This window comes from Pseudomonas sp. 3B-A001-10F (assembly GCF_056313565.1).
The window spans coordinates 105,674-117,213 of record NZ_JBQYFW010000018.1; the positions used below are offsets into that span (position 1 = coordinate 105,674).

Below are 11,540 nucleotides of genomic sequence, written 5' to 3' on the forward strand. Positions count from 1 at the left end.
CACCCAATGGGCTGCGCTATTTCGGCAGGGTGCAGAACTGTGGCATTGGCGATAAAAAACCACCGGGCAGTCAAGCCCGGTGGTTGTTGGCAATGCGCAGTTACACCTGACGCTTATTTCACCTCGGTCATTCTCAAATCACTGACCAGCATATCGATCAAGGTCCCCAGGTATTTGAAACGCTCATCTTTTTTCTCCCAGCGATCAATGAAAAACAAGCCGTGGTCATTGACCTGAATCGGTGTCTCAACGATGTCGTCGGCCCTGGATTTATGCACCAGACGGAGCTCGCCCGTATCCGTATTTTCGATCATGAACATCCCGGGCCGGGTCAGTTTGCTGCGCTCGACGGCCGGCGTCAGGGCTGGTTTTTTCTTGCCGGCGACGGCCACGTCCAGCAGGAAATCGCTGCGCAAGGCCCGGCTATTGGTTCCGCGCTCGCTGGCCACCGCTCTCCAGGTCCCGCGATGGATATCTCTGGCCAGTTCCGGAGCGGTGTCGCGTACGTGGAGACTGACCGCCGAGAGGGTATCCGCCAGACCCGGCACACCCAGGTTGTAGTTAGTGTGGGCATTGCCGATAAGGGCCACCCACTTATGCGGCCCATTTAACAGTTGGTCGGCTTCGATCACTTGGGTGGCAAAATAGCTGAACATCTCGTTTCGCGAGATATCTTCGTTAAACACACCCTTGAGGTGGTAAGACGCCGTGCAATCGAGGGCCCTGATACGGACTTTGTACTTGGCCGCCGCCTGGAGGACCTCTGTGTAGGTATCGTTACCTTTATAAGTGGGCATGTGGCCACGGTCCTGAACGAGCAGGTAATTCTTCAGTCTGTCCGGCATGCGCTGTGTCCGAAAAAAAGTATCCAGATCGGCCTGGTGCAAATCGGTGAACAGATGTTCCACGTAGAGCGTGTCATACCCGGCTTGCTTGAGCGCCTTCATGTACTTTTTCAGCAACGCTTTGCTCGATACGTGGCTATGGGCCTCGCCGATCAGCAGGTTCAAGCGGCCGTCGGCCACCAGCCGCAAAAACTCCTCGAACTTGATGTCTGAGGTGAGCGTCGGGAGCGTGGCAGCGTCAGGGGGCGTGTAATGAGCAAACGTGTCCCTGGCCTTTTTCTCCAGACGCTTGCGGTTGGCGATGAACGCATCGTGCGCCTGTTGTTCTTTCGGTACGGCCGGGGTATAGCGTGAGTCCATGGCTTTGTGCTGATGCAACATCCTCGCGATGTCTTCACGCATGGCGGGTGGAATATCGTATTCGCTGAAATGCTCGACAGCAGGGGCAATCGATGCTGGCCGGGAGACGGGTTGAGGCGCCTTGTACGCCGTCGGCCGCTGCACACGATAATCGCCCTTGGCGGCCGAATCCCCGGGGATTGCCCCGGCTGAATCGAGGCTGATGCGTGCCGCCTGATCCTGTGCGACATCTTCCACGCGCACGGCGACAGCCGCGTGCAGGTCGGCCAGGCCGGGGGTGTTGTCGAAGGTGCTCATGCGTGATTGTTCGGTGAGGACCACCCAGCGCTCCTCAGGCGCATCGGCGATATCGACGGCCAGCGTCTTGTGCGAATAGAAATTCCTGATGCTGTTGCTGCGAGGGGTCAATGGCGAGACGTCGTCCAGTACCATCACTCCTTCCAGTTGATAGCTGGTCGACGCATCCAGCGCATGGATTTTCAGACCCTTTTCGCGCGCTTTACGCACCAGTGCCAGATAAGAGAATGGCGCTTTTTTCTCATACCCCAGCGCAAGGTCGACGGCTTTAAGATGTTTTTCGATGTGTTTCCAGGTTCCGCCCTTGTTCATTTTTTCCAGCTTGATTTTGAAGACATCGCCCGCCAGGTATTCCACGTAAAGTCGCTTGAAGCCGTTGCTCACGAGTTCATCCACACCCTCGATCAGCAACTGTTTGCTGGCGATCGAGCCGGGCTGGGCGCCGATCACCAGATTTTTTCCTTTGACGGCGTCGCTCGCCAGTAACTGGGCAAACGACAGGTCGTCGGCGACTGGCGGGACTTCGGCGCGGGCTGGCAACGGGGCAAGTTCGGCGAAATGCGCGGTGGCGTCGGTGCTGAGCTTTCCGACCTGTTTCAGGTAAGCGGTGCGCGTCGGGACGAGACTTTCCACAAACTCGACAAGGTAAATTTGCGGATCGATGCCGCTGAAGTCCTGACTGTTTTTGAGGATGTTCTCCCGGATTTGCGGGTTCATCACCATTTCGATGCGATCGTGGTATTTGGACTCCACACCATAGACCTTGTCCGGGCCGGGTGTCTCTGGCACGGCCTCGTACTCGGGCGCACCGCCGGCCACGCCACTGCGCACCAACTTTCCGTCTGCGTTGCGCACGGTCAGGATGGTGCTCGAGGTGAGTTCGCCGGAATCCGGATGGGCTCGGTAAAGCAAAAAACGACCGCTGGAGTCAGGATCTTTGTCGATATAGAACAGCTCATTTCTGAACACCACCGGACTCATTTCATTCCGCTTGGGGCCAGGTGCTACTTGATCGACCACGGTCATGACATCGCGTTGTTCGTTGCTGGCACTGACGAGGCTCTGCCGCACAGGCCGGCGTACGGGCTTGAGCGAACGCAGCGCCGGACGCAGGTCGGTCAGCACCGCACCGGCACTGTTGAACAGATAACCGAGCAGATGCTGGAACGCTTCGCCGTGGTCACCCTGACGGTACGCATGCAGGGCGAGCATGGCGTCCTTGAAAGCCAGTAACAGGCCGGTGCTCAGGCTCAGTAGCGGGAACGGCGCCGTGGCAATGGCGGCGATCCATTCGACACTGGTCCAGACCAGACCGGCGATCATCTCGGCACGGCTGGTGGTGGTGGCGTTAACGTCGTCGATACGACGTTGCAGCCTCATGTCGTAAAGGACAGTGCGCAGGTCACTGACCGCCGCGACCGCGCGGGTCGAGTCGTAACGTGCAGGGCTGGGGGTGGTTTTATTGAGGTCTTTGGGCAGCCCTTTCTTGATGTTTTCAAGGTATGTGCGAACCCGGGTCCGGGCACTGACGTCGACGCGCAACGTCAGGTATTCGAGCATGCCGGACTGCTGTTGAAGCAGGTAATTGAACAGCCGCGCTTCGCGGAAAGCGACGCCGTCGGGCGCCTCCGGGGTGTAGAGCAGAACCGGGTTGGCGCCATGGCTGAACAGCCACGCATCGAGCACCCATTCGCCGTCGATCATCAAACGGTGGAGTGGATAGGTCGTGCGCATGGCGCCGGAAGTTTCAGCCATGCTGTCGATACTCTGCTCCAGCCATTGCAGATCATGGCTGGCGATATGGCCCTGCAGCTGGCATTCCAGCGCGGCGCTTTTCATCTGGCGCTGGGTAATGGCCAGGGTCGTGTTGCGCCGAAAGTCATAGCCTTCGCTCGTCGAACTTTGCAGTTCAGCCTTGACCTTGTCGATGTAGCGCTGGCCGATCCACACACCGGTGACCGAGCGCGCGACATTCTGTGCGGTCAGGTTGCTGAGGTCGATGCCCTGCGGGCCTCTGAAGCGCGCCGAGCGGGAAAATTTTTCATCGAGAAAACCGACGCCGTCGGCGTAGCCATCGCGATACAGCGTGGTGTAGTTCAGAGGTTTTGGCGTCCACGAGCGCACGATGGCGGTCGGCGAGTAAGCCCAGACGGTATCCGGATCGACATCGTTGGTGGTGCGCTTGAGCAAGCGGTTCAAGCTGATTTTGGCTTGCTCGTGCACGTAGTCATCAAACGCCGGAAAGCGGCTGCCCGACAAGGCATGCTTGTTGAACGCGCGCAAGGCGCCTTCGGCGTCTTCACTCAGGGTCGTCAGCTTTCGGCGGTTGGCAGCCGTGGTGGAGCGATACCACAGCGGTGTACAGAAATCGTAGTCGTCGATCCGTGTGGCGAGCACATGTTCAGCCATCGTGCGCAGGCAATCGGGATGACTGCCGGTGTGAGCGAACGTGACCTTTTGATGCTCCAGCGCCTCAGGTTTGAAACTCAGTCCGGCCAACACGTGGCGCAGCTTTGCGCGAAAGCGCATGGGCGCACGGCTGATCAGGTAGCCGGCCATGCTGTCGGCGGCATCGCTGTGTTTGGCCCAGCCCAGCAGGTGGGTCTGGCATTCGCGCTCACTGTCGAAGGCCTGGAATTGTTGCGTTCGCGGCGCCTGTGGTGTGCACAGCAACAGCCGTTTGAGCGCGCCGCGGTCATCGTTCTGGCGCAGCACCCACAAATCCTGCAACTGGGCGCCGTGCAGCGACAGGGTGGCGGCGCGCAGGCGCGCATCGCTACCGTCACGCAGGCGCTGGATCAGTTGCAAGTCACTGTCGAGCAAGTGCCCTTGCAGCACCGCCGTGTGAGCGAGGGCGACGATACGTTTGTCGAGCATCTGCTCGATGGCGGGTTTGATTGCGGGCCTGGCCTGCAGCTCATTTTGCAAGTGATTGAAGTCAATCCGAGGCTGCAGCTCCACGGCTTGCCTGATCAGCCACGCCGGCGTCACGTCCGCGTAGGCTGGCGGCAAAGGCGCGTCATCGTAGGTGAGGGTGGTGTACTTCAAAAACTCCGAGCCCGGTAATTCATCGCCGGTGTGCGGGCCGCGCAAGGACAGGTCGAGCAGGCTGGATTGATGCACATAAACGCCGTAGCCCGGCACTCGGCGATCGGTCGCAATGCTTAACTTTGCCGGCTCGAGGTCGTCGATTTCCAGGTCTTCGCTCAGGCGCTCCAGCCATTGCTGGCGGGCCAGTGCCGTCAGGCTGCCGGCCGGCTCCATCAAGTCGAGCAGGTCTTGTCGCGCCTGCTGATAGTTGCGCAGATGCTGCGCCAGTGCGTCTTTTTGCGCGGTGCTGGCGCTTCGAAACCAGTCCGGTGCGCTGTAGCGCAGGTGGCGCTCGAACAAGGTTTGCGCGCGTAATTCCAGACGCGACGTGAGATCCGGCAGGGCGGCGGCAATGGCGTGGTCCAGCGCGGTGAGCAATTGCCTGGGGTCTTGCTGTGGGTTTTCGGCGAAGCTCAAGGCGCGCTCGATATCCTGCGTGCGTTTTTCGATCAGCGCGTCGTAGGTGTGTTCGAACAACGGTCTGCTGTCGATTGGCGCGAGCAGCAGCGGCCAGATCCCTGCTGCGCCGACGGCGTGATAGCGCGTCGGCAGCATGGACATGAACTCCTTGCTACCGCTGGCCTGGTTCAGCAATGTGCGCAGTTGGTTGTCGAGATCAGCAAGGGAGTTGAAGAATTCGATGCCTCTTGCGGGGGTAAACAGCAGGGCGAAACCCATGCTCTGGTCGGTCAGCAGGTCCTTGACTCGGCGAGTGTCCTTTTCCGTGACCACAAAGGCGCCGGCCAGCTCAACGGTGGTGTCTTGATAGCTGAACTGCAGCGCGTACATGGCCGGACGCAGCATCGGCACCGCATCGAGCTTTTGCAGCAGTTCGCCGGCTTGCGGGTGCAGCAAGCGGTCGGTGACGGCCTGTCTGGCTTCGTGGCCGATGGCGGTGAAGCCTGCGTCATATTTGAGGAAGGTTTTCGCCGGTTTATCGTCGATCCGGTCGCGTTGATCCATGTTGATCAGTTGAGTGGCCAGCCTGACTTTCAGGGTGGCGATCAGTTGTTTGCCTTCGTCGCTTTGCAGATCGCTGTTTTCCAGCGCCTGATACAGCTCGCGGCTGCGTTGCAGGTAGCTGGTGCGATAGGTTTTCAGTTGTTCGTCGAGGCGTTTCAGAAAGGCCTGTTCGGTACTCGGTTTTTGTTCGGGAAGCAGCGGGGTTGATGTATTGAACAGGTGATGGGCGATCGCGTTGAGATCGTTTTTGACCTCTTCGGAGGTGGGGGTTATGGCAAGGTTCATGGGCATTTTTTCCATGCTGAGGGTGAGCGGCCAGCATGGCGAGGGGCAGTGGGAGGCGGGTGGTATATATGTATAGGGGGGTTATTGGTCTGTCGATGTAGAGCTTGGGTTCGACTCGGTATTTCACGTCGGCATGCGTCTGCCCTACACCTGTGACGGAACGGCAGACGCACGTTTAACCTGACGAGTGAAATCCTGACCTGTTTGTTAGATAGGGTAAGTCAGCTCTTGGAGAAAAAAGTATCCGTTACCGGTGAGTTCACGTGTTTCATCACCGTGGCGTGCCTTACCGGAAAGTTGCAAATTGTCGAGGGAGTATAAGTACAGGCCGCTATTGAGTTGACTTACAGAAATGTCGGAAGAGGATGTCACTTCATAGTCATAAAGCTGAATACCTCGTTCGGTCACTACATTTTCAAGGTAGCCAGCGATTGCAGGATCCAGCAGCTTGCGAAGCGAGATGGAGATGGCTCGTTGGCTCGATGAACCGTGGTTATCTTCGAAAGAAAAATTGTAACCGCCGAGCTCGTTGAAAGAGGTGGAAATGCTGGTTGTCGCGAAGCTGGTCAGATTAACCGGCGTACCGCCAATGGTGCCTTTTACATTAACGTTGAGAATACCGTTTACCCAAACTGCTGGGGATGCCTTTGGATGGGTCATGGGGTGCTTCCTGTGCCTGATCTTGGTTGGAGAAGGAAGTCTGATTGGGCGGGTGAAGACAGTGAACTGTCATATCTGACAGGTTTTTATACGTGTTCGCGATGAGCCTTCTTGATAGGAGTTATATAGCAGGCACAGTGTTGATCAAGTGCGGGGCAGGCTTGCTCGCGAAAGCGCTGTGTCAGTCAGTCCAACTGCCGAATGCGCTGACGCCATCGCGAGCAGGCTCGCTTCCACAGAGGGTTAGCTGTGTGTTGGGGATTGGCGGATTTCGTGGTTATCCAGCACGCGGTTCACGGCCAGTTCGGCGAGCATGATGATTTGCTGGATGGCCAGAATCGTGCGTCGCTGCGGCAGGTCGATGTAGGCGGCGATGTCGCTGGTCATGAGGCTGGCCTGGGCCAGCGATTCGCAGGCGTGGACCAGCAGGCTTTCGCTGTCCTGTTCGGGGGCAACCTGGAACATGGTGCTGGGTTTGTGAAAGCGCAGGGTTAAGGCGTTGGGTTTGAGGTAGTGGTCGAGGGCGCGTTCGGCGGCTTCGTGGAAGCGCTTCGAGCCGGGGAATTCGTAGGGGGTGGTGTCTTCGGTTTCGGGTGGATTGGGTGTTGGCTTTTTCATGGTGAAGCTCCGAATGATAAGTGGGGCTGTCACTCTCAATCACCGCGACGCGACGGAGGGTGGCAGCTGTACGCGGGTTCGCGGACCGAGCCATTCGGCAATCTCGGCATACCCGGAGGTATCCCGCGCACAGCCACCATCAAACCAGACAACAAGCACCTGAGCGCTTCAGTTTGGGCTGGCGATTATGCATCAAATCGAATGAACTGCTCGGGCCGCGACGCCCGTTCGCTGAATTTGCAGCGACCCCACGAGCCTATCCAGCCGATTTCCGAGGCACAACCGACGCGACTTGTCGGAAAACTCCGCGCAATCACCAGCGTCTGTAGGGCAAGCATATTTCCCACAGACCAACACATCTCAAACTGTGGGAGCGAGCCTGCTCGCGAAAGCGGTGTGTCAGGCACCGTAGATGTTGAATGTGCTGACGCCTTCGCGAGCAAGCTCGCTCCCACAGGGTTCTCCGGTGGGTACAGAAATGGCGTGCACAAAAAAGGCGATGCCTCTCGGGAGTCATCTTCAATCTGACGGTTAACTCATAGATCAAAATTCATTGCGGTTTACTTCGAAGCGGTCTTGAACCCCTGTAATTTCTGACAGTAGACACATTGACCCGGTCGATCCGAGATTAACCCGGCGCCCTTGGGCAGGACGGCGCATGCCAATTTACTGACTTCAAGGAATCAAACCATGAGATATACCGATACGAAATACGAAGGCTTCACTATCCGCGAATACCCCTCCGACACCCCAGGTCTGCGTTATCAGGTGATCTATAGCGCAACGGATGAGAGTTTGTTGCTTGAGACCCGCGAACAGGCTGAGCAATTGATCATTGAGCGATTGCAGCGGATAAAAAGTGGAGGCAAAGCTTTTTGAATCGGCCGGGCTAACGCTCACCTTGTGCAGGAGCTGCGGCAGCTCCCGCACAAGGTGAGTTGTCAGGTATTTGCGGGGATTTCGTGGTTATCCAGCACGCGGTTCACGGCCAGTTCGGCGAGCATGATGATTTGCTGGATGGCCAGAATCGTGCGTCGCTGCGGCAGGTCGATGTAGGCGGCGATATCGCTGGTCATGAGGCTGGCCTGGGCCAGCGATTCGCAGGCGTGGACCAGCAGGCTTTCGCTGTCCTGTTCGGGGGCAACCTGGAACATGGTGCTGGGTTTGTGAAAGCGCAGGGTCAAGGCGTTGGGTTTGAGGTAGTGGTCGAGGGCGCGTTCGGCGGCTTCGTGGAATCGCTTCGAGCCGGGGAATTCGTAGGGGGTGGTGTCTTCGGTTTCAGGTGGATTGGGTGTCGGCTTTTTCATGGTGAATACTCAGTTGGTGATAGTGGAGCTGCCTTGGATTGCCGCGACGCAATCTGAGGTGGCAGCTGTACGCGGGTTCGCGGACCGATAACTGAGAAATCGGCATACCTCCAAGGACGGTATCCCGCGCACAGCCGCCATGACACAAACAACGGGCACCGAGGTGCCGTCAGATTGGCGATTATGCATCAGTTATCGGGCCGCGACGCCCCATCGCTGAATTTGCAGCGACCCCCCGAGCCTACCCACCCCATTTCCGAGGCACAACCGACGCGACTTGTCGGAAAACTCCGCGCAATTTTCAACGTCTGTAGGACGAGCACCTTTCCCACGGATAAACACTTTTCAACCTGTGGGAGCGAGCCTGCTCGCGAAAGCGGTGTGTCAGGCACCGTAGATGTTGAATGTGCTGACGCCTTCGCGAGCAGGCTCGCTCCCACAGGGTTCTCCGGTGGGTTAAGGAATGGCGTGCACAAAAAAAGGCGATGTCCCTTGCGGGACATCGCCTTCATTTTTACCGCCGTTAAAACTTACTCCGGCAGTTTGTACGCAATCACGTAGTCACCCATCTTGGTGCCCAGCGAGCCGTGACCGCCGACAACCAGCAGCACGTATTGCTTGCCGTCCTTGCCGGTGTAGGTCATCGGGGTCGCTTGACCACCCGCCGGCAGACGCGATTTCCACAGCTCTTTACCGCTGTTCACGTCGTACGCGCGCAGGTACTGGTCGAGGGTGCCGCTGAGGAAGCCGACGCCGCCAGCCGTGACCATCGAACCGCCCATGCTTGGGACGCCGAGGGTGAAGCCGATCGGGATGGGCGAGCTGTCGCGGCTGGTGCCGTTTTTACGTTTCCACACGACTTTGCTGGTGGTCAGGTCGATACCGGCCACGTAGCCCCAGGCCGGGGCCTGGCACGGTACGCCGAATGGCGACATGAACGGGTGCATGATCACCGCGTATGGCGCGCCGGTGTTTGGCTGCACACCAGCGGTTTCGCTTTCGCGCTTGCTGCCGGCGGCGACTTGCTCGCGTGGCACCATTTTCGAAACGAAGGCCATGTAGTTCGGGCTGGTGAACAGCATCTGGCGAACCGGGTCGACCGAAACACCGCCCCAGTTGAACACGCCGACGTTACCCGGGTAGATCAGGCTTCCCTGTTCCGACGGCGGGGTGTACTGGCCTTCATAACGCAGTTCCTTGAACTGGATGCGGCACAGCATCTGGTCGAACGGGCTCGCGCCCCACATGGCTTTTTCGGTCAGTTCCGGGGCCAGCAGGTTGAGGTCCGAACGGGCCTGGGTCGGTGCGGTGTGGTCGCCTTTGACGGCGCCTTGCGGGACCGGGATTTCCTTGATCGGAATGATCGGCGTGCCGTCACGACGGTCGAGGACGTACAGGCTGCCCTGTTTGGTCGGAGCGATCAGCGCCGGTTTCACGCCGTCGGCGGTTTTCATGTCGAGCAGGGTTGGCTGGCTGCCAACGTCCATGTCCCACAGGTCGTGGTGAGTGAACTGGTAGTTCCAGCGCACTTTACCGGTGGCCAGGTCCAGAGCAACTACACCGGCGCTGAATTTCTCGGCGCCCGGGGTGCGGTCAGCGCCCCATTGGTCTGGAGTCTGGTTGCCCAGTGGCAGGTACACCATGCCGAGTTTTTCGTCGACACTGGCCAGCGACCACATGTTTGCCGAGTTGCGGCTGTAGGTTTCGCCCGGTGCCAATGGCTCGGTGGCGTCTGGCTTGTCGCTGTCCCAGTTCCATACGAGGTGACCGTCGCGCACGTCGAAGGCGCGGATCACGCCCGATGGCTCGTTGGTCGATTCGTTGTCGGTCACGTGACCGCCCATGATCACCAGATCACGGGTAATCGCCGCTGGCGAGGTGGAGTAGTAGCCGCCAGCGGTGAACGGGCCGATGCCTTGGGTCAGGTCAACCACGCCTTTGTTGCCGAAGCCTTCGCAGATCTTGCCGGTGTCGGCGTTCAGGGCGATCAGGCGGGCATCAGCGGTGGGCAGGTACAGACGACGCGGGCAAGCCTGAGCAACGGCTTTGCCAGCTTCGGAAATTACCGCCGAGGCAGCGTTTTCAGACTTGGCGTAAGCAGCTTCGTCGTAGTACGAAACGCCACGGCAGGTCATGTGGGCAAAGCCTTTGAAGCCGACCGGGCTCTTGATCTGTGGGTCGAAGCGCCACAGTTCTTTGCCGGTGTCCGGGTCCAGGGCCAACACTTTGCTGTGCGCGGTGCACGCATAGATCATGCCGTTGGCTTTCAGCGGAGTGTTTTCATTGGTCAGTTCGACCGGATCATCTGCCGTTGGCAGGTCGCCGGTCTGGATGCGCCAGGCTTCTTGCAGTTTGCCGACGTTGGCCGGGGTGATCTGCTTCAGCGGCGAGTAGCGGTCACCGAATTCGGTGCGGCCGTAGGCCTGCCAGTCGCCATCGGGCATGGCTGGCGCGGTGCTGGTGGTGTCCGCGGTGTCACGGCCCAGTTCGCCGAAGGTTTCGCCCGGGTGGGTGAACAGGCTGGCCAGAGCGGTGACGCCGGCCAGCACCACAGCGACGGTCAGACCGCCAGTGCCCATTGGCGCCGGGCCGTTAAGTAGCAGCGGACGACGGAACCACGGCAGCAGCATGACGAAGCCGAGGACGAACCACAGCGCCAGACGTGGCACCAGTTGCCACCAGTCCAGACCGACTTCCCACAGCGCCCAAACGGTGCTGGCAAACAGGACGATGGCGTACAGGCCCAGCGCCGCGCGACGGCGCATCAGCATCAGAATGCCGGACAGCGCGATGCCGATACCGGCCAGCAGGTAGTACAGCGAGCCGCCGAGCATGCTCAGCTTGACCCCACCGGCCAACATGGCCAGGCCCATCAGTAGAAGCAGAATGCCGAGCAGGCTCGGTAGCAGACGGCCCCGACTCGAAGCACTTACGGTGCTCATAGTGTGATTCTCCGTGACGTTTATGTAGTCCCGCGCTGTAGTCACTTTAGATGACGATTTGGCACAGGCATGGTTCAGATAAAAACTTGTCTAGCTAACGAATTTCTTTTTTGTAGGAGTGAGCCTGCTCGCGATGGCGGTGTTTCAGTCACTGGAGATGTCGCCTGAAACAC

General features: G+C 58.9%; 6 protein-coding genes. 1 reads left to right on the top strand and 5 read right to left on the bottom strand.

Going from position 1 to position 11,540, the window contains the following annotated elements:
• Positions 1-113: 113 nt before the first annotated feature.
• From AC0ZWN_RS17770 to AC0ZWN_RS17780, 3 genes are all read right to left on the bottom strand, one after another.
• Positions 114-5,840, bottom strand: coding sequence for a membrane-targeted effector domain-containing toxin (locus tag AC0ZWN_RS17770; RefSeq protein ID WP_476335925.1), 5,727 nt, complete (start codon positions 5,838-5,840; stop codon positions 114-116).
• A gap of 207 nt (positions 5,841-6,047) precedes the next feature.
• Positions 6,048-6,500: a hypothetical protein gene (locus tag AC0ZWN_RS17775; protein WP_476335927.1), complete on the bottom strand. Its 453-nt coding sequence runs from the start codon at positions 6,498-6,500 to the stop codon at positions 6,048-6,050.
• A 243-nt stretch (positions 6,501-6,743) separates the two neighbouring features.
• Positions 6,744-7,118: a DUF6124 family protein gene (locus tag AC0ZWN_RS17780; RefSeq protein WP_093430622.1), complete on the bottom strand. Its 375-nt coding sequence runs from the start codon at positions 7,116-7,118 to the stop codon at positions 6,744-6,746.
• Between the two features lie 690 nt (positions 7,119-7,808).
• On the opposite strand from AC0ZWN_RS17780, the gene AC0ZWN_RS17785 reads away from it, so the two are divergent.
• The gene (locus tag AC0ZWN_RS17785; RefSeq protein ID WP_476335929.1) at positions 7,809-7,997 is read left to right on the top strand and encodes a hypothetical protein; all 189 of its coding nucleotides are present in this window, start codon (positions 7,809-7,811) and stop codon (positions 7,995-7,997) included.
• A 62-nt stretch (positions 7,998-8,059) separates the two neighbouring features.
• On the opposite strand, the gene AC0ZWN_RS17790 is transcribed toward AC0ZWN_RS17785, so the two are convergent.
• On the bottom strand, positions 8,060-8,425 hold the full coding sequence (locus tag AC0ZWN_RS17790) for a DUF6124 family protein (protein WP_099757082.1): 366 nt from the start codon (positions 8,423-8,425) through the stop codon (positions 8,060-8,062).
• Positions 8,426-8,955: 530 nt separating this feature from the next.
• Entirely contained in the window at positions 8,956-11,367 is a 2,412-nt protein-coding gene (locus AC0ZWN_RS17795) for a glucose/quinate/shikimate family membrane-bound PQQ-dependent dehydrogenase (protein WP_476335932.1), read from the bottom strand.
• Between the last annotated feature and the right edge of the window lie 173 nt (positions 11,368-11,540).

What these genes read in the sequence shown, in the direction of transcription:
- AC0ZWN_RS17770 (WP_476335925.1), bottom strand. Translation starts at nt 5,840, where the DNA reads ATGAACCTTGCCATAACCCCCACCTCCGAAGAGGTCAAAAACGATCTC.
- AC0ZWN_RS17775 (WP_476335927.1), bottom strand. Translation starts at nt 6,500, where the DNA reads ATGACCCATCCAAAGGCATCCCCAGCAGTTTGGGTAAACGGTATTCTC.
- AC0ZWN_RS17780 (WP_093430622.1), bottom strand. Translation starts at nt 7,118, where the DNA reads ATGAAAAAGCCAACACCCAATCCACCCGAAACCGAAGACACCACCCCC.
- AC0ZWN_RS17785 (WP_476335929.1), top strand. Translation starts at nt 7,809, where the DNA reads ATGAGATATACCGATACGAAATACGAAGGCTTCACTATCCGCGAATAC.
- AC0ZWN_RS17790 (WP_099757082.1), bottom strand. Translation starts at nt 8,425, where the DNA reads ATGAAAAAGCCGACACCCAATCCACCTGAAACCGAAGACACCACCCCC.
- AC0ZWN_RS17795 (WP_476335932.1), bottom strand. Translation starts at nt 11,367, where the DNA reads ATGAGCACCGTAAGTGCTTCGAGTCGGGGCCGTCTGCTACCGAGCCTG.